Raw genomic sequence first — 22980 nt, forward strand, 5'->3', positions numbered from 1 at the left:
GCCTACTTCTTGCGGGTGGTGGTCTTCTTCGCCGCGGTGGTGCGACGGGTGGTGCGCTTGGGCGCAGGGCCCTTCGCGCGCTTCTCCGCGAGCAGCTCGGCGGCCCGCTCCAGCGTCATGGCCTCCACCGAGTCGGTCCGGCGCAGCGTGGCGTTGGTCTCGCCGTCGGTGACGTACGGGCCGAAGCGTCCGTCCTTGATCACCACCGGCTTGCCGTTGGCCGGATCGGCACCGAGCTCCCGCAGCGGGCCCGCGGACGCCGCAGCTGCGCGTCCCCGGGTCTTCGGCTGGGCGTAGATCGCCTCCGCCTCCGCCAGCGTGATGTCGAAGATCTGGTCCTCCCCGGCCAGCGAGCGGGAATCGGTGCCCTTCTTCAGGTAGGGACCGTAGCGCCCGTTCTGGGCCGTGATCTCCTCACCGTCCGCGGCCGTGCCGACCACGCGGGGCAGGCTGAGCAGCTTCAGCGCGTCCTCGAGGGTGAGCGTGTCGATGCTCATGGACGCGAACAGCGAGCCGGTGCGCGGCCTGGCCGACTTGGGAGCGTCGTCCGGAAGCACCTCGGTGACATAGGGCCCGTAGCGGCCCGCCTTGGCGACGATGGCCAGCCCGGTACCCGGGTCGGTGCCGACCTCGCGCTCCTCGGCGGCCGGGCGGGACAACAGCTCGCGCGCGTGTTCCAGCGTGAGCTCGTCCGGCGGCAGCTCCGGGTCGACGTTGGCGCGGCGGCCCTCCGCGTCCTCGATGTAGGTGCCGTAGCGGCCCACCCGCACGTCGATGCCGTCCCCGAGGGGGAAGGTGGACAGGGCGCGCGCGTCGATCTCGCCGAGTTCGTTGACCAGTCGCTCCAGGCCCTCGTGCGGCGCGCCGTCCGGGCCGAAGTAGAAGTCCCTGAGCACCCCGACCCGCGCCACGTCGCCGCTGGCGATCTCGTCGAGGGTCTCCTCCATCTCAGCGGTGAACTTGTAATCGACGAGCTTGCTGAAGTGCTCCTCCAGCAGCCGGGTCACCGCGAACGCCAGCCAGGTCGGCACCAGGGCCGAACCCTTCTTGAACACGTAGTCGCGCGAGGTGATCGTGCGGATGATCGCCGCGTAGGTGGACGGGCGGCCGATCTCGAGCTCCTCGAGCTTGGCCACCAGCGACGGCTCGGTGTAGCGGGCCGGCGGACGGGTCTCGTGGGCGAGGGCGGTCAGCCGCTCCGCGTCCACGCGCTGGCCACTGGCCAGCTGCGGCAGCCGCGCCTGCGCGTCGTCGGAGGACTCGTCGTCGTCCACGCTCTCCACGTAGGCCTTGAGGAAGCCGAGGAAGGTGATCGTCCGGCCGGAAGCGGAGAAGGTGGCGCGCCCCGACTCCACGACCTCGCCGGTCGCGACATCGGTCACCGACGCCCGCTCGGGCAGCGTCGCGCCGATGCGGACGCTGACGGTCTCGCCCTCGGCGTCCTTCATCTGTGACGCGATGGTGCGCTTCCACACCAGCTCGTACAGCCGCAGGTGGTCGCCGTGCAGGCCGGTCTGCTGCGGGGTCCGGAAGTGCTCGCCGGCCGGGCGGATGGCCTCGTGCGCCTCCTGCGCGTTCTTCACCTTCGAGGTGTAGACGCGCGGCTGCGCCGGGAGGAACTGGCCGCCGAACAGCTGCTTCACCTGGTCGCGCGCCGCGGCGATGGCGGTCGTCGACAGCGTGACCGAGTCGGTTCGCATGTAGGTGATGAAGCCGCGCTCGTACAGGTCCTGGGCCACGCTCATCGTGCGCTGGGCGGAGAAGCCGAGCTTGCGGCCCGCCTCCTGCTGGAGGGTCGTCGTGCGGAACGGCGGGTAGGGACGCCGGGTGTAGCCCTTCGCCTCCACCGAGCCGACGGCGTAGGAGGCGCCGGCGAGCAGGTCGGCCAGCGACTGGGCGGACTCGAGGCTGAGCTGGAGCAGGTCCTTGCCGGTCAGGCCGCCGGTGGCGTCGAAGTCGCGGCCGGAGGCGATGCGACGGCTGTCGAAGGTGGTGAGCCGGGCGGTGAAGGTGCGCGGCTCGGCGTCCTCACCGGCGTCCAGCACAGCCTCGATGTCGGCGTACGCGGCCGCGCGGAACGCGATCCGCTCCCGCTCCCTGTCGACGACCAGCCGCGTGGCCACCGACTGAACCCGGCCGGCCGACAGCTTCGGCATGACCTTCTTCCACAGCACCGGCGAGACCTCGTAGCCGTACAGCCGGTCGAGGATGCGTCGGGTCTCCTGGGCGTCCACGAGGTCGGTGTCGAGCTCGCGGGTGTTCTGGACGGCTTCGAGGATCGCCTCGGGAGTGATCTCGTGGAAGACCATCCGCTTGACCGGAACCTTGGGCTTCAGCTCGTCCAGCAGGTGCCACGCGATGGCCTCGCCCTCGCGGTCCTCATCAGTGGCGAGCAGGAGCTCGTCCACGTCCTTCAGCTTCGCCTTGAGGTCGCGGATGGTGGCCTTCTTGTCCGCGGCCACCACGTAGAGGGGCTCGAAGTCGGCCTCGATGTTCACCCCGGTGCGGGCCCACTTCTCGCCCTTGTACTTGGCGGGCACCTCCGCGGCACCGGTCGGCAGGTCGCGCACATGGCCCCGGCTCGACTCCACGACGTAGCCGGCGCCGAGGAACTTGGCCAGGCTGACCGCCTTCGTCGGGGACTCGACGATGACGAGCCGGCGTTTGCTAGCTGTGGCCACGGGGCTTCTTCCTGGCGTCGGGGACGATCGGTCGCTCACTCTAGCGCCGTCGCCGGGCAGGGTGAGGCGCCCATTGTCCACCACGGGTGGGAACGGCCCGGGCGCGGCGCCGCCGCGGCGGACAGCTGCCGGCGGCGGCAACGTGCCCCGCACCAGCGAGGACGGGTGCGGGGCACGGGGCGCCGGTGGCGAACCCGGCGGCTGGGGGACGCGGTCAGTTGACGGGGCTGCTGCCCAGCGTGACCGTGGCCTGCTTGTGGGTGCCGTTGGGCGCCGTCCACTGGATCGTCACCTGCTGGCCGGGCTCGAGCGCACGGATGACGGTGGCCAGGTTCGTCGTGGCCCTGATGGTGGTGTCGCCCACCCTGGTGAGACGGCTGCCGGCGACCACGCCGGCCTTGTCGGCCGGGCTGCCGGCGACGACGGCGGTGATGGTCTTGCCTGTCGAGGTCTGGTCGGCGTCGGCCACCTTGATGCCGAGGTAGCCCGCCGGGCCGACCCGCACCGTGCCCGCGTCCTGCCCGGACTCGACCTGCTGGACGACGGCGAGCGCGGTCGCAATCGGCACCGCGTAGCTGGTGCGCTCGCGGGTGGAGCCGGCGGTGGTCATGCCGACCACCTCGTTGTCGGCGTCGAACATCGGGCCGCCGGAGTCACCGGGGACGGCGCGCGCATTGGTCTCGATCAGGCCGGAGAGGTCCTCGGAACTGCCCCAAGGGGAGTCGGAGGAGACCGTGAGGCTCTGGTCGGTGGCCGTGACGGTCCCGGCCGCCTTCACCAGCTCGCCGCCACCCTCGGCGTTGCCCACCGCGGCGACCGCCGTCCCCGTGGACGGGACGACCGTGTCGGTCTTCACCGTGGTGAGGTCGCGGGCGTCCGTGAGCTGGAGCAGCGCGACGTCCCTGGTCTGGTCGAAGCCGAGGACGGTGGCGGCGTAGGTGTCGCCGCTGTCGGCGATCGTGACCGCGACGGACTCCGACCCGGCCACCACGTGGTAGTTGGTGAGCACCTTGCCGTCGGGGCTCAGCACCATGCCGGTGCCGGCGGCGGTGCCGGAAGAGGTCTTCGCGGCGATGAGCACCACCCCGGCCGACTGCGCCGAGGTGACGGCGCTGCCGGTGGTCGTGCCGCCCTGGCTGCCGGGGCCGGCGCCGCCCTGCTGGGGGTCGCCCTGCCCGCCCTGGCCCGGGTCGGCCTGCGGCTGGGTGGTCTGGGCAGACTGGGGCAGCGCCCCGGTGAGCGCGTTGGCCGCCCAGAGGAAGCCCGAGCCGCCGAGGACGAGCGCGACCAGCATCGCCACCAGGGCGAGCGGCCAGCGCTTCTTCGTCTCCACCGGCTGCGGCGGGTAGTAGTACTGGCTCGGGGCGTAGTAGCCGGGGTGCTGCGGATAGCCCTGGCCCGACGGGCCGTAGGCCTGGGACGGCTGGCCGTACTGCTGGCCGTAGGGCTGCCCGCCGTAAGGCTGTTGGCCGTAGGCGGACGGCGCGGGCTGGCCGTAGGGGTGGGGCTGGCCGTAGGGGTGGGGCTGGCCGTAGGACTGCTGGCCGTAGGACGGGGCCGTGTGCGCGGCCTGCGGGCCGTACGACGGCGAACCCTGCGCTGGCGCGCCCTGTGCCGGTGAACCCTGTGCCGGTGAACCCTGTGCCGGTGAACCCTGTGCCGGCGCACCGTACGCGGGGGAACTCCACGGCTGGGCGCCGTAGGCCTGCGGGGCGCCTCCCTGCGGGCCGGTCAGGGGGCCCGGGTACCGCGCCCCCGGGGTGGCGCCGGACGCCGCGCCGAGGTCGGCGGGACGGGCCCAGCCTTCGGTCGGGAGCGGGAGCGTGGGTTCCGGGACGGCGGCCCCGATGACCTGCGTGGGCTCGGGACGGTCGGGCGGCGGGAGCACCCGGGTCGCGTCGTCCCCGGCCGTGGGCAGTGCCTGGGTGGGCTCGTTCGCGGCCTGGTCGCCGGTCGCGTCCCAGGGACGCCCTTCGTCGTTCTCGGCCATGTCTGACTCCTGTGTGATCTGGACTGGCTCCCAGTCAAGGCACTCAGCCCATGGGGAGGCTGTTCGGTTCCTGTGAGTTCCTGTGAACCTCACCCGTCCAGGAGGTAACCCTCTTCCACCAGCCTACGAACCTGCGGAAGGACATCCGCGGCGAGGTCGTCCGGGGCCACCTCCAGCAGTCCCGCGACCGCCCCGACGAGCAGGCCCAGCGGCAGGTCGCCGTCGCAGGCACCGACGACGGCGGCAAGGGCCGTCCCCGCCTCGACGGCCCGGCCGAAGCCGAACTGCTGGCGCAGCACGATGTGCTGGGGGTCGGCCGCGCCCGGTCTGCCGATGGTCTCCTGCACCACGCCGGGGTGGAGCAGCCAGGAGCGGGCGAGCACGTCCGCGTCCGGCAGCCGGGAGGCCGGGACGGCGGCGAAGAAGTCGGCGAACGCGGCGCCGACCGGCTGATGGACCGCGTGCGGCCACTCCTCGATCCGCACCACCGGCTCGCCGCGACCGGACGCGCGCAGCGCGAGCCAGCCCATCCCGACGCCCCGGATGCCGGCGGCGTCGAAGTAGTCCAGCCACTCGGCGTAGCGCCGGTGGTACTCCGGGGCGCCCGCCAGCCCGGCGTCCGCCAGCCACAGCTCGACGTACTCGAAGGGGTCGAGGACCTCCCGCTGGAGCACGAGGGCATCGCAGCCAGTGGGACGCAGCCACCCCGCCAGCCGCTCGTCCCACGGCTCTGCGGTGATCGCCCAGTTGCCGAGGACGACCAGCACGCCACCGTCGGCGAGGTGGCGCGGGGCGCCGGTGACGACCTCGCGCATCAGGTCGTCGCCGCCGAAGCCGCCGTCGCGGTAGACGAGGCGGTCCGGTGTGGGCGGGCTGATCACGTACGGCGGGTTGGTCACGACCAGGTCGAAGCGCTCGCCGGCGACCGGCTCGTAGAGCGAGCCCAGCCTGAGGTCGGCGTCCACCCCCGACAGTCCCAGGCTGATCCGTGCCAGTTCCAGGGCGCGCGGGTTGAGGTCGGTCGCGACGACCTCTCCCGCGTCCAGGTGAAGGGCCTGGATGCCGCACCCGGTGCCGAGGTCGAGGGCCCGCCCGACCTGGCCCGGCGGCACGAGCTGGGTCAGGGTGGTGGACGCCGGGGAGGCACCCAGCACGAAGTCGGTGCGAGGCCGGGTGACGCGGCCGTCGAGCGGGGTCTGGTCGGAGCAGATCCAGCCCTGCCGCCGTTCCGAGCCGTGCGGCTTCAGCTCCACGGTCGCACCCAACTGCTCGCCACCGGCGACCAGGCCCGCGGACCGGAGCGCCGGGAGGCTCGACCACGACGCCAGCCGGCGTCCGGGCACCGGCTGCTGGAGGAGCCACAGGCGGATCGCGTCGGCCTGGGCGTCATCGGCGTCTCCGAGCGCCCGGGAGGCGGGCACGGTGGAGTTCCGCGCCAGCCCGGCGAGCCCCGCCTCGCCCAGCCTCGCGGACACCGCGTCGAGCGTGAAGTCCGCCGCGAGCAGGTCGTCCCGCAGGTGGTCGATATCGGCCGGTTCGAGCATGGACCCAGCCTTGCACACGGCCCGTCCCCGCCCGGCGCCCGGTCCGGGGCGGTGCGCCGCTGTCGCCGGCAGGTGGCAGGCTGTGCGCGTGGCGGTACCGGACTGGCTGGCGGCGGATCCTCGGGTGCGCCACCACTACCATCGGCCGGCGGTCGCCGGGGTCACGGCCCCGTTCCCCGGCTGGGTGGGGGACGACGTGCGCGCGGCCGTCCAGCGGTCCGGGGTCGCCGAGCTGTGGCAGCACCAGGCCGTCGCGGCCGACGCCGCCCACGCCGGGCGCCACGTGGCGCTGGCCACCGGCACCGCGTCGGGCAAGACGCTCGGCTACCTGCTGCCCGTGCTGGCCGCCGTCGTCGACGACGAGGTCGGGTTCGAGGTCGCGCGGCGGGGGCCGCTCGAGCTGGGCCGCGGGCACAGCGCGCTGTACCTCGCCCCCACCAAGGCCCTCGCCCACGACCAGCTGCGGGTGGTCAACGGGCTGGAGCTCACCCGGGCGCGGGTGTGCACCCTCGACGGCGACTCCGACGCGGTGGAACGGCGGTACGCCCGCGACTTCGGCCGTCTCGTGCTCACGAACCCGGACATGCTGCACCGCTCGGTGCTCCCCCGCCACCAGAACTGGACCCGCCTCCTGTCCACCCTGCGCTACGTCGTCGTGGACGAGGCGCACCGCTACCGCGGCGTGTTCGGCGCCCACGTCTCTGCCGTGCTGCGCCGCCTGCGCCGGCTCGCCAACCACTACGGCGCCGACCCCGTCTTCCTCTCCGCCTCCGCCACGGTCAGCGGCGCCGGCGACCTGCTCACCCGGCTCGCCGGGGTGGACGACGTGGTCGAGGTCGCGTCCGACACCTCCGCCCGTCCCGCCCTCGACTACCTGCTGTGGCAGCCGGAGGGTGATCCGCACCACGAGGCCGCGGACCTGCTCGCCCGGCTGGTCGGCGAGGGGCGCCAGACGCTGGCGTTCACCACGTCCCGGGTGCAGGCGGAACTCGTCGCGCTGCGGGCCCAGCGCCAGGTGGCCGACCCCTCGCGGGTCGCGTCCTACCGCGGCGGCTACCTGGCCGAGGACCGGCGCCTGCTGGAGGCGGGGCTGCAGTCGCGGCGCCTCGCCGGCGTCGCCTGCACCAACGCTCTGGAGCTGGGCGTCGACATCTCCGGCGTGGACGCCGTCATCACCTGCGGCTTCCCCGGCACCCTCGCCGCACTGTGGCAGCAGGCCGGCCGCGCGGGCCGCGCCGGCCGCGACGCCCTCGGGATCCTGCTGGCCCGTCCCGACCCGCTGGACGCCTTCCTGTGCGAGCACCCCGACCTCGTCTTCGAACGCCCCGTCGAGCGGACCGTGCTGCACCCCGCCAACCCGCACGTGCTGGCTCCGCACCTCGCCGCCGCCGCCCAGGAGCTCCCCCTCACCCTCGAGGACGTGCGGTACTTCGGTGACACCCTGCCCGCGCTCGCCGACGGCCTGGCCCGGGCCGGCCACCTGCGCCGGCGCGCGTCCGGGTGGTTCTGGACACGGCCGGACCGTGCGGTCGACGCCATCGACCTGCGCTCGGCCGGCGGCCGCTCGGTGGAGGTCGTGGAGGACGCGACCGGCCGGGTCATCGGGCAGGTCGACGCCGCGTCCGCCGACCGGACGGTGCACGAGGGCGCGGTCTACCTGCACCAGGGCGAGCAGTGGCGTGTGCTCACCTACGACCGCGAGGCGGGAGCGGCGCTCGCCGCCCCGGACCGCCCGGGCTACTTCACCCAGCCCCTCGGGGAGTCCGACGTGCGCGTGGTCGAGGGACTGCGCGAGCGTCCCTTCGGCGCGACACGCGTGTGCCTGGGCACCGTCGAGCTCACCAGCCAGGTCACCGGCTTCCTGCGCCGCGACGAAGCCAGTGGCAAGGTGTGGGACAGCCATCCCCTCGACCTGCCCCGCCGCGTGCTGCGCACGCAGTCGGTCTGGGTCACGGTGCCCGCCGTCCTGCTGGGCGGGATCGCACAGAGGGACCTCGCCGGTGCCGCCCACGCTGCCGAGCACTGCGCCATCGGCCTGCTGCCGATGTTCGCGCCGTGCGACCGGTGGGACATCGGCGGACTGTCCACCACCCTGCATCCCGACACCGGAGAGCTCACGATCTTCGTCCACGACGGCCACCCGGGCGGGGCCGGGTTCGCCGAGCGCGGCTTCGAACTGGCCGAGGACTGGTGGTCGGCGACGCTCGACCGGCTGCGCACCTGCTCCTGCGCCGCCGGGTGCCCCTCGTGCGTCGTCTCCCCCAAGTGCGGGAACGGCAACCAGCCCCTCGCCAAGGACGCGGCCGCCCTCCTGGTCTCGCGGTTCCTCGGCGGTGACTGAGGCCCACCAGCGGCGCAGCGGCCCACCCCAGTGCTCCGGCCCGGCACGGCCGGGCGCCGCCCGCCCGACGTCCGTCACGGCAGGAGTCCGATCCGGCCCGCATGGGCCGTGGCGGGCACCACGGCCGGCAGCATCGGCGCCGGCGCCCGTACCGGTTGCTCGACGGTGACCGACACCACGAAGTCGAAGCTGTCGCCACGCACGCGGCAAGCCCTGAGGCGGACGGCGTTGGTCTCCGCCACGGCCGCGGCCGCCCGGCAGGCGTCCTGGCCTCGCAACTGGCGTGCTGCTGCCGACACGGCGACGAGGTCGGCGGCGGAGCGCGCGTGGTGCACCGCGGCGAGGTAACCCCGCACCACGAGCACGAGCCCGGCGAGGACCGCGGCGACGAGCACGGCCGCGACCATCAGCACGGTGCCCGCTCCTCGTTCGTCGCGATGCCGACGGCCACCGGCCCGGCGCCCGCTCACGCCGGCTCCCTGAGCACCACGGCCCGGGCGCTCACCGGCAGCGCGGGCAGCCACGACGCCCAGGGCCGCGCGATCAGTTCGACCGTCACGGTGACCTGCTCGGCGTCCCCCCTGACGCTGACCGTCGCCCCCGCGGGCCGGTCGGCGATCGCCCGGGCCACCGCCGACCGGTCGGTGCGCGCCTCCTGGCGCGCCACCTCCGCAGCCGTGTCCTGGCACCGCACGGCCAGGCCCAGCACCGCGAGCACCCAGGCCAGCGCGATGCACGCCAGCGCTGCGGCGAGCGCCCCGAAGGCGATCTCGACGGTGACCATCCCGTGCTCGGCCCGCGGTGGCCCCGGCGGCCGGCAGCGTCCGCCCTCCGCGGCGCAGGGGGCCACCGGCCGGCCGGGATTGACCCGGCCGGCCGGCTTGTGCGGGCCTCGGCTCACGCGACGCCCATCGCCTGGATCACGGCCTTGATGATCGCCGCCAGGACCTCCCACATCGCCTTCTGGAACTCCGGGTTGTTGATGATCGCGATGATGATGCCGACGAAACTCACCGTCGCCACCGTGCCGACCGCGTACTCCGCGGTGGTCATGCCCACCTGGTCGCGGACGCGCGCGGCCTTCACCAGTCCACCTGCCATGCCTGACTCCTTCCCTCGGCGCCCGTTCGGACGCACCCTCACCTTCCGGAGGAGACGGCCCGCGCCGGTCACGCCGACCCGCCGCCTGTGGACAGTGCTCCGGGACGCTCCCCGGCTGTGGACGACGCCATCGGGACGCATCACGGGAGGAGGTGCCGGGCGACGCCCCCGATGATCGGCACGACGCCGAGGAGGAGGAAGGCGGGCAGGAAGCACAGCATCAGCGGCAGCACGCTGCGCACGCCCACCCGGCGGGCACGCACCTCCGCCGCCGACGCCGCGGCGCGCCGCGCCTCCACGCCGAGCGATCGCAGCGACAGCGACAGCGCCACCCCGGAGTTCACCGCCCGGCCGACCTCCCGGGCCAGCGTGGCGAGCACGGGCTCGGCACGCCCGGCCTCCCGCCAGGCCCGGTCCTCGTCCGCCCCGAGGTCCACCACCGCGCAGAGCTCGGCCAGCACCTCGGACAGCGGTGCCTCCACCGCTCCCGCGATCACCTCGGTCGCCCGGCGCAGCGGCAGCCCGGCCTCGAGGCAGACCGCGAGCAGGTCGCAGGCCTGCGGCAGCTGCGCTGCAAGGCGCGCCCGGCGCCGCTCTGCCCGGGCAGCGTCCCGGCGTCCCTGCGCGACCGCGCCGGCGACGCCGAGCCCGATCGCCGCGGCCAGGCCCCACCAGCCGAGCCCGACGACGAGCAGCAGGCCGCTCGCGGACGCCGCCACCGGCACGAGCCAGCGGTCCCGTCCTGACCCGGTCGCGCCCGGGCGGCCCCTGGCACGCACCGACTGCGGACGCAGGCGGTCGCCGGGGGCACCGCGCCAGGCGAGCACCGCCGCTCCGGCGGCGAGAGCCGCCACCATGGCCCAGGTCATCTCAGCCCTCCTCCGCGTCGGCGAGGCGTTCGGTCCACACCACGCCCGCGCAGCCCAGGGCCACGCCCGCCACGAGGCTGGCGCGACCCGGCCAGGAGCCGGTCAGGAACGACAGCGGGTCACCCCCGAGCGCGTACCCCAGGGCGAGCCCGGCCACGGGCAGCACGGCGAGCAGCCGTCCGGTGGCCCGTGGAGCCGACAGTTCGGCCGCCACCACCCGCGACACCCGCTGGCGGGAGGCCAACCGGTCGGCCAGCGCGTCGAGGGTGGCGGTGAGCGAGGCGCCCGTCGTGCCGGCGATCTCCCAGGCAGCGGCGAGTTCGGCGAGGCCCGCCCGCCCCGGCAGGCGGGCCAGCGACCGGAGGACCGGCGGCACCTCGCCGCCGACGCGGAGCATCGCCGCGGCCTCTGCGAGCACCGGCGCATCCCGCGCGGCCACGCGCAACGCGCCGGCAGGGACGTGACCGACACGCAGCAGTCCGGCCAGCAGCTGGCAGGCATCGGCCACTTCCGCGGCACGGGCGGCGGCGGCGGACCGTCGCCGGTGTGCCCGCAGCACCACCCCCGCGGTGAGGGCGGCCAGCCCGGCCGACAACCCGATCGCGGCGCCCGCTCCCCCGCCGGCCACCGCACCGGCAACCGCGGACACTCCCACGGCGGCCACCCGGAGCACCCGCGCCCCCACGGCCCGCGGCCGGTCGCGCGGGCGTGCGGGCGCGACCAGCCGGCGGGCGACCGGCGGACCCGCCCAGAGGAACCCTGCGAGTCCGGCCGCGATCACCGCCAGCAGGATCATCGGGCGGTCTCCCCGCCCCGCCCGTTCACGGCTCCACCAGCCGCTCGAGGTCGCGGTAGCCCTCTGCGATCCGGTGCCCGTCGGCACGGAAGAGAATGGCCGGCACGGTGCGACAGGGGCCACCGTCCGGGTCGGGGCGGACCACCCGAAGCTCGTCGACCCACCGGCGGCCGTCGGGCAGCCGGCGCACGTGCACCAGCACCTGGAGGGCCGCGGCGAGCTGCGCGTGCAGTGCCGCCCTGCCCAGGCCGCCCAGCGCGGCGAGGGCCTCCAGCCGGGCGGGGACGTCGGCGGCGGAGTTGGCGTGGACGGTGCCGCACCCGCCCTCGTGCCCGGTGTTCAGCGCACTCAGCAGGTCGGCCAGTTCCGCGCCGCGCACCTCGCCCACGACCAGGCGGTCCGGCCGCATCCGCAGCGCCTGCCGGACGAGGTCGGTCAGGGTGACCGCGCCCGCCCCCTCCGCGTTCGCCGGTCGTGCCTCCAGCCGGACGCAGTGCGGGTGGTCGGGCTGGAGCTCGCGGGAGTCCTCCGCGATGACGATCCGCTCCCGCGGCGGCACCAGACCGAGCATCGCGCCGAGCAGGGTGGTCTTCCCCGAACCCGTGCCCCCGGAGATGAGAAACGCCCGGCGCGCGGCCACCAGGCCGGCGAGCAGCCCGGCGCCACGGGCGTCCAGGCTGCCGCCGGCGACCCAGTCGTCGAGGCTCAGCCGGTGCCGGTTCGGCACCCGCAGCGACAGGCAGGTGCCCGAGTCGGCCACGCACGGCAGCACCGCGTGCACGCGCACCCCACCGGGGAGCCGGGCATCGACGAAGGGCGAGCCGTCGTCGAGCCGGCGACCGACGGACGCCGCCAGGCGCACCGCGAGCCGGCGGACCTCCTCCTCCCCGGAGAAGCGGACCCCCGCCGGCTCGAGGCCGTGGCCCCGGTCGACGAACACCTGGTCGGGCGCGTTCACGAGCACGTCGGTGACGCCGGACTCGCGCAGCAACGGGTCGAGGACGCCCGCGCCCACGCTCTCCCGGCGCAGCGCGGCGACGGTCTGGCGCACGACGGCGTCGGTCACGAGCACGCCCAGCGAGCGCAGCGCCGTGCCGACCTCGACCGGGCCCGGTTCCTGGCCCCTGCGGCCGAGGACGGCACGCACCGCCTCCAGCTCCACCTCAGCCATGCGGCACCGCCATCAGTCGCCCCACGAGCGCGGCGACGTCCCTGCGGTAGCGGCGTCGGGCTCCCCGCGCGGGCGGTTCGCCCCGCTCGGCGGCGTCCGCCAGCCCTGGCTCGTCGGCCACCCTGGCGACCACCGGCCGCCCCACGGCCTCGGCCACGAGGTCGGCAGGCAGCGAAGCGCGGCGACCGCGCAGCACCAGCTCTGCGCGGTCCAGGTCCAGCGCGGACACGGCCTGCCGCGCCGCGGCGGCGCCCCGCACCCCGGGCGCCACCAGCACCAGCTGACGGGACGCCAGCCGGGCGGCCTCCCGTGCCGCCGGCGCCAGCGAGCGGCCCGGGTCGAGCACGACCAGCTCGTGCCAGGAACGCAGCGACGCGACGATGGCGGCCAACGGCTCCCGCGCCAGGTCGGGCGCCGGCCCGCGCGCCATCGCCACCACGGTCACCCCGTCGACCACGGGAAGGTAGCGGCGCAGGTCGCCGAGGTTGCCCTCGGCGGCGTTCAGGCGGGGCCAGCGCCAGCCCTCGGTGCGCTCGGCGCCGAGCAGGAGGTCGATGCCCCCGCCGAGCGGGTCGACGTCCACCAGCGCCGACCCGCCGGGACGCTCGCCCGCGAGCTGGGCGATGGCGGCGGCGAGGGTGGACGCCCCCACGCCCCCCGAGCCGCCGACCACCGCCACCACCGGCGCCCGCACCCGACCGGCGCCGTCGGCGAGCACGGAGCCCAGCCAGGCCCCGCCCTCGGGCAGCGGGATCACCTGCGCGGACAGCGGCGCGGACCACGTCGACAGCCGGTCCCGGTCCGGCCCCACGAGGAACACCGCCTCCCGGTGCGGCAGCGCCCGCGCGACGAGCCGCTCGGCCTGGTCGTCGGCCACCACCACTGTGCCCGCGGACCTCCAGTGGCCGGCGACCGCCTCGAGGTCGGCCACCACCTCCGCGTCGAGCTCCTGCGCGGCGACCGCAGAGAGGATGACGTCCTGGGTCTCCCCCGCGCGCGCCACCACCAGCACGTCCCTGCGCCTGTCCGGTACCCCCACGCCCGACACCTTCCGCCGGGCCTCCCGCGCGGCGGTCACGCCCTGTCGCGTCCTGTGGATGAACCCCGCGCGCCCGCCACCGGTTGTCCACAAGCCGGCCCGCGCCCCGGAGGGGCAGCCGGACGGGCCCGCCCGCGTCACCTAGCATGCGGGCATGACCTCCCGGACCTCCGGGTCCTTCCCCGCCGCAGCGCTCGACTGGGTCGCCCCCGAGCGTCCCGGACGCGTGCTCGCGATCGGCCGCGCCTCGACGGCGATGGCGAGCCGGCTCGCCGGCCTGGGCCACCAGGTCGTCATCGCCGACCGGTCGGCCTCCGCCGTCCGGGCCGCCCACCACCGCTACCCGGGCCTGCGCGCGGTCGGGGCCGCGGCCGACGCCCTGCCGTTCGCGCCCTGCCGCTTCGACCAGGTCCTCGTGGCCCAGGGCATGCACCTGCTCCCGCCAGGGCTCGCCCTGGACGAGTTCGCCCGCGTGCTCGCCCCGGGCGGACGCCTGACCGTGCTCTACACGGTGCGCGACGACTCCGTGCCCTGGGTGCGCCGGCTGGCCGCGATCCTGCGCACCTACGACCCCGACGCGATGACCGAGGGCGAGGAGCTGTACTCCGTCGCGGCCGTCGCCGCGTCGTCGCACTTCCCCGTCGTGGAGCACCGCGCGTTCCGGCTGTGGGTGCCCATCACCAGGGACGGGATGCTGGAGATGGTGGCCAACGCCCCGCGCATCGCCGCCCTCGACCCCGCGGACGCCGACCGCCTGCTCGACGAGGTGGGCGGGCTGTACGACACGTCGGCCCGGCAGCCCGAGCCCCTGCTCCTGCCCTACTCGGTGCTGTGCTGGCGGGCCACTGTCGACCACAGCGAGCTCACCGCCGCGCTGCGTCCGCCCGAGGACGGCCTCCAGATCACGTTGTGACCCGCCGCAGGTTTGCCGGTCCCGCGGCGCGGGCACGTTCGGGCAGGAGGACGACCGGGCGACGCCTCGCGGCACCGCCGGTCGGCGGGACGGTTTAGGCTGGCGTCAGAGCGCGCCGAAGGAGGGGGCATGGCCGAGCAGTCCGACATCGCCGAGGTGATCAAGAGCATCCAGGCCGACGTCACCACCATCGTCAAGGGCGAGCTCGAGCTCGCCAAGGCCGAGCTCCTGCCGCAGGCGAAGGCAGCGGGCATCGGCGCGGGCCTGTTCGGTGGCGCGGCCTTCCTGGGCATCACCGGCCTCACGCTGCTGCTGCTCGGGCTCACCTTCTGGCTGTCGCTCGGCTTCCAGTCGTGGTTCGGCCTGGACCTTCTCGGCGCGCTGGCCTGGGGGTTCGCCGTGATGGCCGTGGTCTTCTTCCTCGTCGCCGGCGTGCTCGCCCTTATCGGGAAGTCGCGGATGAACTTCACCGGCGTCGAGGCCACCAAGGCCAGCACGGAGGCCGCGGTCACCGCGGTCAAGGACGCGGTCGAGAAGGGCCAGCAGGACGTCGCGGCGATGTCGATCACCGGACGGCGTCCCGAGCTCGAGGCCTGAGCGCGACCGCCCGCCGGCCTCAGCCCTGCGCGAGCAGGTAGACCCGCGACTCCCAGCCGGCGAGGTCGTCGGCGGTCGAGGCATGGGTGCCCAGCAGGAGCTCCGCCCCGTCCCTCGACGGCAGGGACGCCGGCAGGGCGACCTGCCCGGAGGACCAGTTCGCCACCACCAGCAGCACCTCCTCACCGAGCGTGCGGGTGTAGCAGAACAGGCGCTCGTCTTCGGGCAGCAGCAGCGCGAAGCGCCCGTGCCGGACCACCTCCCGCTCGTGCCGCAGCGCGATCAGCCGGCGGTAGTGGTGGAACACCGAGTCGGGGTCGGCGAGCGCGGTCGCGGCGTTGACCTCGCCGTGGTTGGGCGTCACCGGCAGCCACGGTGTTCCGTCGGTGAACCCCGCGTGCGGGGACGCGTCCCACTGCATCGGCGTGCGGGCGTTGTCGCGGCTCTTGAACCCGATCACGTCGAGCACCCGTGCCGGGTCGGCACCGGCCGCCACAGCCTCGGCGTAGAAGCGGGTCGACTCCAGGTCGTTGTACTGCGCGATGGTGGTGAACCCCGCGTTCGTCATTCCGAGTTCCTGGCCCTGGTAGACGTAGGGCGTCCCCTTGAGCAGGTGCAGGGTGGTGGCCAGCGTCTTGGCCGACGGCACCCGGAACTCCGGGCTGTCGTCACCGAACCGCGACACCGAGCGCGGCTGGTCGTGGTTCTCGAAGTACAGCGAGTTCCAGCCGACGTCGGCCAGGCCGTCCTGCCAGTGCGCGAGGTTCGCCTTCAGCGCGGGGAGCCGCAGCGGCACCACGTCCCACTTCGACCCGCCGGGCGCGGAATCGATGCTCATGTGCTCGAAGGTGAACACCATGCCCAGCTCACCGGCGGCGGGGTCGGTGTGGGAACGGGCGGCGTCGACGTCCACCAGGATCATCTCGCCGACGCTGAACAGCTGCTTGTCGGCGAGCCCGACCTCACGGTTCATCTCCTGGAGGAACTCGTGCAGCCGGGGGCCCTCGACCACCAGCGACGGGTCGTAGCACAGCCCGCCGGGCCCGTTCGCCGGGCCGTCGGCCAGCGGGTAGGTCTTGGAGATCAGGTTGATCACGTCCATGCGGAAGCCGTCCACCCCGCGATCGACCCACCAGCGCATCATCTCGTGGATCTCCCGGCGCACCGCCGGGTTCTCCCAGTTCAGGTCGGGCTGGGACGCCGCGAACAGGTGCAGGTAGTACTGGTGCGACGCCGGGTCGTACTGCCACCCGGGACCGGAGAAGAACGAGCCCCAGTTCGTGGGCTCGGCGCCGGGCGTGCCCGGCTCGAAGCCCTCCCTCGCCGGACGCCAGATGTACCAGTCGCGCTTGGTCGAGGTGCGGTCGCGCGACTCGACGAACCACGGATGCTGGTCGGAGGTGTGGTTCACCACGAGGTCCATCACCAGCTTCATGCCGCGCTCGTGCAGCCCGGCGATCAGCGCGTCCAGGTCGTCGAGCGTGCCGAAGAGGGGGTCCACGTCGGTGTAGTCGGAGATGTCGTAGCCGTTGTCCTCCATCGGCGAGCGGTACACCGGCGACAGCCACACCACGTCGACGCCGAGGGCCTCGAGGTGGTCGAGGTGGCCGATGATGCCGCGCAGGTCGCCCACGCCGTCCCCGTTGCTGTCCGCGAACGAGCGCGGGTAGATCTGGTACACCACTGCGCTGTGCCACCACGTCATGGGCCCATCCTTGCCCACCGGCCACCCCGCGGGGCACCCCGTGGCGAGAACGACGGACGCCGATCCCGTGTCGCGGCGGTGCCCGGCCACTAGAGTGACGCCGATGTCCGGGCGCACGGGTGGCGGGGTGCCGGTGGCGATCCGGGGAACGGGATCGGTGACCGGCTCCGTCGTGGTGACCTCCGCAGAGCTCGACGAGCGCCACGGCCGTCCGCCCGGCACCACCGAAGCCCGATCGGGCGTCGCGAGCCGCACCTGGGCCGGCCCCGGCGAGACCTCGTCGCTGCTCGCCACCCGGGCCGTGGAGAAGGCGCTGACGGCGGCCGGGTGGGACGCCGGCGACCTGGACGCGGTGATCGTCGCGTCCGTCCTGCCCGAACAGCCGATGCCCACCACCGCAGCTCTGGTCACCCAGCGCCTGGGACGCTCGGACGGCGGCGTGACCGCGTTCGACGTCAACACCAGCTGCCTGGGCTTCCTGACCGCGCTCGACCTCTCCGGGCTGGCGATCGCCGCCGGTCGCTGGCGCCGGGTGGCTGTGGCCGCGGTCGACATCGCCTCCCCCGGGCTGAACCACGCCGACCTGGAGTCGAGCGCGCTGTTCGGCGACGGTGCCGCCGCCTGTGTCCTGGAGGCGGCCGGCGACGGGCCGGCGGCCATCCTGGCGAGTCGCTCCGGCACCTACCCGGACGGGGCGCGACTGTGCGAGATCGCGGCCGGCGGCACCCGGTGGAACGCCACCGTCCCGCCGCCCGACCCGGCCGCCTACCTGTTCCGGATGGACGGCCTGGGGGTGATGCGGCTCGCGGCGCGGCACCTGCCGGGCTTCGTCGCTGCCGTGCTGGAGGACGCGGGGGTCGGACTCGACGAGGTCGACGTGGTGGTGCCCCACCAGGCCAGCGGCCTGGGGCTGCGCTACCTGCGCGAGCGCCTCGGCGCGCCGGCCGGAGCGGTGGTCGACATCCTCCGCGACCACGGCAACCAGGTGTCGGCGTCCCTGCCCACCGCGCTGGACCACGCCGTGCGCGCGGGGCGGCTCGGGCCGGGACGGACCGCGCTCCTGCTCGGCACCGGGGCGGGGCTGTCGCTCAGCGCCGCCGTGGTGAGGTTCGGGTGAGCGTCCGCGTCCGGCTGCTGGTGGCGGGCCACAGCCTCCAGTCCGAGTGGTTCTCCCGCCGCAGCGGCGGGCTGCGCCGCGTCCGGTTCCCGGCGACGTTCGCGCTCCTCGAGGTTCCCGGGCAGGCGCCCGTGCTGTTCGACACCGGGTACTCCGCCCGCTTCTTCTCCGCGACCGGCCCGTTCCCGCAGCGGCTCTACCGCCTCCTGCTGCCCGTGGCGTTCTCGCCCGCCGAGGCGGCGACGGCCCAGCTGGGCGCGCTCGGCGTGTCGCCGGACGCCGTCGGCACCGTCGTGCTCTCGCACCTGCACGGCGACCACATCGCCGGTCTGCGCGACTTCCCGGCCGCCCGGATCGTCCGTGCGGGACCGGCCCTGCCCGCGGAGGTGGAGCCGGGCGCCCGTCCCCGGGCACGGGTCGCCCTGCGGACCACCCGGCACGGCTTCCTGCCCGAACTCCTGCCTCCCGACCTCGTCGCACGCTCCACCGACGCCGCCGGCCTGGCGACCGTGGAGACCGGGCTGCCGGGGTTCGGCGCCGGCCACGACCTCTTCGGCGACGGACGGGCCGTCCTCGTCCCGCTGCCCGGGCACGCGCCGGGGCACCTGGGCTTGTGGCTGCCCCGGACGCAGGGCCCGCCGCTGTTCCTCGTCGGGGACGCCTGCTGGCACCGGGAGGCGTTCCTCTCCGGCGACCTGCCGCCGCGTCCGGTCCTGGCGATGCTCGGCGAGCCGGCCGCGTCCGCCGCGACCGTCGAGCGGCTGGCCGCCCTCGCCCGCAGCCGCCCGGACGTGCTGGTGGTGCCCTCGCACTGCGCGGCGTCGGTGGCGGCAGCGCAGGAAGCGCTGGGCTGACCCGTGGCCCCGGGACAGGCGGCGGTGCTGGCCGCCTACCTCACCACCCGGCACCGGCGGTTCGCCGACCGTGCCGCCCTCGAGGCCTGGCAGGCGCCGCGACTGCGTCGCGCGCTGCACCGGGCGCGGACGCGGTTCCCCGCCTACGCCGGGGTCGCCGCAGACGAGCTGTCGGCCTTCCCCGTGGTCGACAAGGACGCCTGGCTGGACGGCTTCGACGGCTTCAACGACCGTGGCCTCGGCCTGGCCGAGTGCCTGGCGGCCGCGCGGGCCGAGGAGGCCGAACGGCGGTTCGACACGCGGCTGCGCGGCGTCTCGGTCGGCCTGTCCACCGGCACGTCGGGACGCCAGGGCACCTTCCTCACCAGCCCGGCGGAACGCGCCCGCTGGGCCGGCACGGTGCTGGCCAAGGCCCTCCCCGGCGGCCTGCGGGCCGGCGCGCGGGTGGCCCTCGTGCTGCGGGCCGGCGGGCCCCTGTACTCGGCGGTCGGCAACGGGCGGGTGAGCTTCCGGTTCGTCGACCTCTACGCCTCCCCGGAGCGCCAGCGGGCAGAACTGGCCGCGTTCGCTCCGACGGTCCTCGCTGCACCGCCGGTGCTGCTCGAGCAGCTGGCCGCCGAGGCCAGGGCGGGGCGTCCGGCGTGTGCGCCGTCCGCGGTGTTCTCGATCGCCGACGTGCTCGACCCCGACGTGGCGGAGCGGATCGAGGAGGGCTTCGGGGTCGCGCCCGGCCAGGTCTACCAGGCGACAGAGGGCTTCCTCGGGATCACCTGCGCCCACCGCACGCTGCACCTCAACGAGGACCTGCTCGTCGTGGAGGCCGAGCAGCTCGGCGACGGCCGGATGGTGCCGGTCGTCACCGACCTGTTCCGGCGCACCCAGGCGATCGTGCGGTACCGGATGGGCGACGTGCTGCGTCCCTCGGCCCGAGCGTGCGCCTGCGGGTCGCCGTTGCGCGCGATCGACGCCATCGAGGGCCGCGCGGACGACGTCCTGCTGCTGGCCCGCGCCGACGGCCCGCCCGCGCCGTGCTTCGCCGATCTCGTCCGCGGCGCGGTGCTGGGCGCCGACGGCGTCGCCGACTTCCGGCTCGACCAGGACGCCCCCGACCGGCTGCGCCTCGCGGTCAGCCCGGAGGCGTCGTTCCCCGCGGCCTCGGCCGCCCTCGCCGGGGCGCTGGCGCGGGCGGGGTTCGCCGCACCCCGCATCGTCGCCGCGCCGTTCAGCCCGCCCGAGGCGACCGGCAAGCGGCGTCGGGTCAGCCGGTCGTGGCGGTGACCTCGGCCACCGCGTCGAGGGCTGCGGCGAACGGGTCGCTGCGACGCACCGCCTCCCGCAGCGCAGGGACGCCGGGCAGCCCGTGCAGGACGCGGGCGAGCGCGTCGGCCGACCGCCGGGAGGCGAGGTCGCGGACGCGCAGCGCGGCTCCCCGGGCGACGAGCCGGGCGGCGTAGTCGGGCTGGTCGTAGTCGTGCGGCCACACCAGCGCGGGCAGGCCCGCGCGGAGGGTGCTGTAGGCCACGCCGGCGCCGCCGTGGTGGATCACCGCCTCGAAGCCGGGCAACACCTGGTCGTAGGGCAGGTAGGCGCTCTCCCAGACCCGCTCCGCCACGCGGCGCAGCCCGCTGCCGGCCGGGTCGCCGCGGGAGATCACGAACTCGTGGTCGGTGAACCGGGCGGCCAGCCGGGCCACCGCTGCGGGCAGGTCGTCCCTGGCCCAGCCGAGGTGGGTGCCGAGGGTGACCAGCACGCGGCGTCCCGGCCGGGCGAGCTCCGGCGGCAGCGCGCGCGGCTCCGGTGACTCGGTGACCGGCCCTACGAGCCGGAACCCGGTGGGCCAGTCCCGGGGGAACTCGAGCTCTGCCAGCCCGAGGCCGAGGATGCGGGTCGGGGAGTAGACCGCCTCCGTGCCGTCGGGCCGGTAGACGCCGGTGCCGAGCGCCCGCAGCTCTTCGGCGAACACGGCGCCGACCGTCCGCTTGAACCCGCGGACGGCGAGCCGGCCCGCGGCGTCCCGCACCCGGTGCCACGGACGGGTCGGCGGCGACCAGCCGCCGCAGTAGCTGGGGGTGCCGGTGCGGGTCTCGATCGCGAACGGCGTCGGGATGGTGGTGATCCAGCCGACCCCGGCGTCGCGAGCGGCCCAGCCGGCCACCGGGGCGGTGAAATCGGCGACCACGGCGGCGGGGCGGTGGCGGGCGATGAGCGCGTCGAGCTCGGCGCGGGCACGGGGCAGCACGGCCAGGTTCTGCCGCAGCTGGCCGACCAGCCGCAGCGGGTTGTGGCCGACCTCCCGGCCGGTGTCGGCGATCCGTTCGAGGGCGGACGGGTCGTCGGCCAGCAGTACGTCCGCGTCGAACCGGAGCCGCTCGAGCAATGGCATCGCCGCCGGCGTGGACGCGAAGCGCACCTCGTGGCCGGCCGCGCGCAGCCGCTTCCCGATCGCGACCAGCGGGAACAGGTGCCCGGCGAACGGCGGGGCCACCAGCAGCAGGCGGCTCACCAGGGGCTCCGGCAGGCGTCCTCGACGAGCCGCTCGACGGCGGGCCCCCGGTAGCCCAGGTGCCCGCACCACGGACGCACCCGGACCTCGCCGCGGTAGCCGAGCGCGGAGATCGGGTCGAGCCGGCCTTGCGCCACCCACACGTCCAGCCCCGCGGGCACCCGTCCGGCCACCGGCCCCAGTGCCACCACCCGCAGGCGCGGGCGCGGCGCATCGCCCGGCTCCGGCAGGCCCGCGGCGAGCAGCTCCAGGCCGAGCGAGCCGCACACCACCAGCAGGCGGCTCCGGGTCGTGGCGAACAGCGGACGCAGCAGCGGCGCGACCAGCGCGCGCGTCGCCGGGTCATGGCGCAGCGCGAGGTACTGGCGGGCGTTGCGCACAGAGGCCCGCGCCAGCGGCACCGGCTCCCACGGGCCTGTCCCGACGAACGGGAAGCCGCGGCGCAGCGGCACGAACCCGTGCCGGGCGGCGGCGTCGAGCAGGGCGTCCTCCGCGGGCGACAGCGCGGTGCGCCTGGGCGAGCTGCGGCCCGACAGCCAGGCGACGCGGTCGTCGACCGCCGCCAGCGCGGCCGGCCCGGACCCGCCGGCGAGGTCGTCCCTTCCCCGCGCCCCCCACCGTGCGGCCACCGTCGACACGCTCACGGCCGCACCCTGCCCTCGGCGTCCAGGCGCATCGGGCGCCCCCGCCAGGTGATCCGCCCGCCGGACGCGAGCGCTGCCGCCGCGTGGACGGGCTGGAGCAGGTCGGCCACCACCTCGGCAGCGATCGCCGCGGTGTCCTCTGTGGCGCCCAGCAGGCGGCGCCGCAGCGCGGCCATCGCGGCAGCCTTGCCGAGCAGCGCGACGCCCACCCCGACGACGAGCGGCCACGACGCCGCCAGCACCCCGGTGAGCAGCGCGAGCGCGGGCAGGACGGCGGGGACCAGCACCAGGCCCAGCATCGCCGGTCCCACCTCGTCGCGCACCAGCCGGCCGGTGAACACCATCCAGCGGCGCATCAGTCGCCCGTAGGACGCGGCGTCGGGCACGGTCGTCCGCACCCACACCGGCAGGGCGGCCTGCACCAGCCGCTGCCCGGTGCGCCGGTAGGCCAGGGCGAGCTCGTAGTCGTCGCAGACGAAGCCCTCGATGGCCCCCAGCCCGCCCGCGCGCTCGAGGGCGCCCCGCGTGGTGAGCACGAACATGCCGTTGACGCTGACCGGCGGGCCGGCAGCCAGCAACGGCAGGTAGGTGACGAGGGCGGAGCCGTTGACGAACCCGGCCACCAGTCGCGCCCAGGCGCCGCGTGCTTCCTTGTAGTACGGCAGGCCGGTGGCGAGGTCGCCGTCGGCGAGGGCGGCGCAGGCCCGGGAGAGTGTCCCGGGAGGCAGCACGGTGTCGTCGTCGAGCAGGGCCACCAGGTCGTCGGCGGGGTCGATGGCGCGTGCCAGCTTGAACACCTTGGGGTTGCTGGTCGCCGGTGCGGCACCGAACGTCCGCACCTCGACCCGCCCCGGGTGCGCGGACGCGAGCCTGGTCGCCACCCGCACGCCCTCGGCGTCCGCCTCGTCGACCAGCCACCGGAAGCGCGCCGAGGGTGCGTCGCGAGGTTGGCGGCCAGGTCGTCGGCCAGGTGCGGGTCGCCGGAGAGGATCGGCTGGAGGACGGTGACCTCCGGCTCGCCCGCCGGCGCCGGCGGGTGCCAGGCCCGCGCGGCCAGCACCAGCCGGAGGACGGTGAGCACCGCGTACGCGCCGAGCAGCGCCCAGCCGGCAGCC

20 protein-coding genes are annotated in these 22980 nt (G+C 75.4%); 6 read left to right on the plus strand and 14 right to left on the minus strand.

Annotated elements, in window-relative coordinates:
- Positions 1-2: 2 nt before the first annotated feature.
- From topA to ACFQQJ_RS03270, 3 genes are all read right to left on the minus strand, one after another.
- Entirely contained in the window at positions 3-2681 is a 2679-nt protein-coding gene (gene topA / locus ACFQQJ_RS03260; protein WP_377104062.1) for a type I DNA topoisomerase, read from the minus strand.
- A gap of 214 nt (positions 2682-2895) precedes the next feature.
- Positions 2896-4671, minus strand: coding sequence for a trypsin-like peptidase domain-containing protein (locus ACFQQJ_RS03265; protein ID WP_377104064.1), 1776 nt, complete (start codon positions 4669-4671; stop codon positions 2896-2898).
- Positions 4672-4760: 89 nt separating this feature from the next.
- Positions 4761-6215 (minus strand): methyltransferase, encoded by a 1455-nt coding sequence (locus ACFQQJ_RS03270; RefSeq protein ID WP_377104066.1) that lies wholly within the window; start codon positions 6213-6215, stop codon positions 4761-4763.
- Between the two features lie 88 nt (positions 6216-6303).
- On the opposite strand from ACFQQJ_RS03270, the gene ACFQQJ_RS03275 reads away from it, so the two are divergent.
- Positions 6304-8556 (plus strand): DEAD/DEAH box helicase, encoded by a 2253-nt coding sequence (locus tag ACFQQJ_RS03275; RefSeq protein WP_377104068.1) that lies wholly within the window; start codon positions 6304-6306, stop codon positions 8554-8556.
- Between the two features lie 74 nt (positions 8557-8630).
- Here the strand turns inward: ACFQQJ_RS03275 and ACFQQJ_RS03280 are convergent, their stop codons facing one another.
- From ACFQQJ_RS03280 to ssd, 7 genes are all read right to left on the minus strand, one after another.
- Positions 8631-9080 carry an Rv3654c family TadE-like protein gene (locus ACFQQJ_RS03280; RefSeq protein WP_377104070.1) on the minus strand — a complete coding sequence of 150 codons (450 nt, stop codon included), beginning with the start codon at positions 9078-9080 and terminating at the stop codon, positions 8631-8633.
- Complete coding sequence (locus ACFQQJ_RS03285; protein ID WP_377104072.1) at positions 9023-9457, minus strand: TadE family type IV pilus minor pilin; 435 nt, start codon at positions 9455-9457, stop codon at positions 9023-9025. Before ACFQQJ_RS03285 ends, ACFQQJ_RS03280 begins: the two co-directional genes overlap by 58 nt.
- Entirely contained in the window at positions 9454-9657 is a 204-nt protein-coding gene (locus tag ACFQQJ_RS03290; protein ID WP_377104074.1) for a DUF4244 domain-containing protein, read from the minus strand. Before ACFQQJ_RS03290 ends, ACFQQJ_RS03285 begins: the two co-directional genes overlap by 4 nt.
- 140 nt (positions 9658-9797) lie before the next feature.
- Positions 9798-10526, minus strand: coding sequence for a type II secretion system F family protein (locus ACFQQJ_RS03295; protein ID WP_377104076.1), 729 nt, complete (start codon positions 10524-10526; stop codon positions 9798-9800).
- A 1-nt stretch (position 10527) separates the two neighbouring features.
- On the minus strand, positions 10528-11322 hold the full coding sequence (locus ACFQQJ_RS03300) for a type II secretion system F family protein (RefSeq protein WP_377104078.1): 795 nt from the start codon (positions 11320-11322) through the stop codon (positions 10528-10530).
- 25 nt (positions 11323-11347) lie between these two features.
- Entirely contained in the window at positions 11348-12493 is a 1146-nt protein-coding gene (locus tag ACFQQJ_RS03305; protein WP_377104079.1) for a TadA family conjugal transfer-associated ATPase, read from the minus strand.
- Entirely contained in the window at positions 12486-13532 is a 1047-nt protein-coding gene (ssd, locus tag ACFQQJ_RS03310; RefSeq protein ID WP_377104082.1) for a septum site-determining protein Ssd, read from the minus strand. The genes ACFQQJ_RS03305 and ssd overlap by 8 nt, the downstream gene beginning before the upstream one ends.
- 154 nt (positions 13533-13686) lie before the next feature.
- Here ssd and ACFQQJ_RS03315 point away from each other — a divergent pair, with 154 nt between their 5' ends.
- Both ACFQQJ_RS03315 and ACFQQJ_RS03320 read left to right on the plus strand, forming a co-directional pair.
- A complete protein-coding gene (locus tag ACFQQJ_RS03315) occupies positions 13687-14445 on the plus strand; it encodes a class I SAM-dependent methyltransferase (RefSeq protein WP_377104084.1) in 759 nt (252 codons plus the stop codon).
- 129 nt (positions 14446-14574) lie between these two features.
- Positions 14575-15042, plus strand: coding sequence for a phage holin family protein (locus tag ACFQQJ_RS03320; protein WP_377104086.1), 468 nt, complete (start codon positions 14575-14577; stop codon positions 15040-15042).
- Positions 15043-15061: 19 nt separating this feature from the next.
- Here the strand turns inward: ACFQQJ_RS03320 and ACFQQJ_RS03325 are convergent, their stop codons facing one another.
- Positions 15062-16747 carry an alpha-glucosidase gene (locus ACFQQJ_RS03325; RefSeq protein ID WP_377104088.1) on the minus strand — a complete coding sequence of 562 codons (1686 nt, stop codon included), beginning with the start codon at positions 16745-16747 and terminating at the stop codon, positions 15062-15064.
- Between the two features lie 103 nt (positions 16748-16850).
- Here ACFQQJ_RS03325 and ACFQQJ_RS03330 point away from each other — a divergent pair, with 103 nt between their 5' ends.
- The 3 genes from ACFQQJ_RS03330 to ACFQQJ_RS03340 are packed head-to-tail and all read left to right on the plus strand — an operon-like array spanning position 16851 to position 19996.
- Positions 16851-17864, plus strand: coding sequence for a 3-oxoacyl-ACP synthase III family protein (locus ACFQQJ_RS03330; RefSeq protein WP_377104090.1), 1014 nt, complete (start codon positions 16851-16853; stop codon positions 17862-17864).
- Complete coding sequence (locus tag ACFQQJ_RS03335) at positions 17861-18718, plus strand: MBL fold metallo-hydrolase (RefSeq protein WP_377104092.1); 858 nt, start codon at positions 17861-17863, stop codon at positions 18716-18718. Before ACFQQJ_RS03330 ends, ACFQQJ_RS03335 begins: the two co-directional genes overlap by 4 nt.
- A gap of 3 nt (positions 18719-18721) precedes the next feature.
- A complete protein-coding gene (locus ACFQQJ_RS03340; protein WP_377104094.1) occupies positions 18722-19996 on the plus strand; it encodes a F390 synthetase-related protein in 1275 nt (424 codons plus the stop codon).
- Here ACFQQJ_RS03340 and ACFQQJ_RS03345 read toward each other — a convergent pair.
- Genes ACFQQJ_RS03345 through ACFQQJ_RS03355 form a run of 3 tightly spaced genes read right to left on the minus strand, consistent with a single transcriptional unit; the run spans position 19977 to position 22971 of the window.
- Entirely contained in the window at positions 19977-21221 is a 1245-nt protein-coding gene (locus tag ACFQQJ_RS03345) for a glycosyltransferase (protein ID WP_377104096.1), read from the minus strand. The genes ACFQQJ_RS03340 and ACFQQJ_RS03345 overlap by 20 nt on opposite strands.
- Entirely contained in the window at positions 21218-21865 is a 648-nt protein-coding gene (locus tag ACFQQJ_RS03350; protein WP_377104098.1) for a hypothetical protein, read from the minus strand. Before ACFQQJ_RS03350 ends, ACFQQJ_RS03345 begins: the two co-directional genes overlap by 4 nt.
- Positions 21862-22971: a glycosyltransferase gene (locus ACFQQJ_RS03355; protein ID WP_377104127.1), complete on the minus strand. Its 1110-nt coding sequence runs from the start codon at positions 22969-22971 to the stop codon at positions 21862-21864. The genes ACFQQJ_RS03350 and ACFQQJ_RS03355 overlap by 4 nt, the downstream gene beginning before the upstream one ends.
- Between the last annotated feature and the right edge of the window lie 9 nt (positions 22972-22980).

It is taken from the genome of Propionicimonas sp. T2.31MG-18, from assembly GCF_964266745.1.
In the GTDB taxonomy this organism is placed as follows: domain Bacteria; phylum Actinomycetota; class Actinomycetes; order Propionibacteriales; family Propionibacteriaceae; genus Propionicimonas.

Bases quoted from the DNA above. Each gene is read 5' to 3' on its own strand.
- ACFQQJ_RS03320 (WP_377104086.1), top strand. From the start codon at position 14,575: ATGGCCGAGCAGTCCGACATCGCCGAGGTGATCAAGAGCATCCAGGCC.
- ACFQQJ_RS03305 (WP_377104079.1), bottom strand. From the start codon at position 12,493: ATGGCTGAGGTGGAGCTGGAGGCGGTGCGTGCCGTCCTCGGCCGCAGG.
- ACFQQJ_RS03315 (WP_377104084.1), top strand. From the start codon at position 13,687: ATGACCTCCCGGACCTCCGGGTCCTTCCCCGCCGCAGCGCTCGACTGG.
- ACFQQJ_RS03300 (WP_377104078.1), bottom strand. From the start codon at position 11,322: ATGATCCTGCTGGCGGTGATCGCGGCCGGACTCGCAGGGTTCCTCTGG.
- ACFQQJ_RS03290 (WP_377104074.1), bottom strand. From the start codon at position 9,657: ATGGCAGGTGGACTGGTGAAGGCCGCGCGCGTCCGCGACCAGGTGGGC.
- ACFQQJ_RS03265 (WP_377104064.1), bottom strand. From the start codon at position 4,671: ATGGCCGAGAACGACGAAGGGCGTCCCTGGGACGCGACCGGCGACCAG.
- ACFQQJ_RS03295 (WP_377104076.1), bottom strand. From the start codon at position 10,526: ATGACCTGGGCCATGGTGGCGGCTCTCGCCGCCGGAGCGGCGGTGCTC.
- ACFQQJ_RS03330 (WP_377104090.1), top strand. From the start codon at position 16,851: ATGTCCGGGCGCACGGGTGGCGGGGTGCCGGTGGCGATCCGGGGAACG.
- ACFQQJ_RS03325 (WP_377104088.1), bottom strand. From the start codon at position 16,747: ATGACGTGGTGGCACAGCGCAGTGGTGTACCAGATCTACCCGCGCTCG.
- ACFQQJ_RS03270 (WP_377104066.1), bottom strand. From the start codon at position 6,215: ATGCTCGAACCGGCCGATATCGACCACCTGCGGGACGACCTGCTCGCG.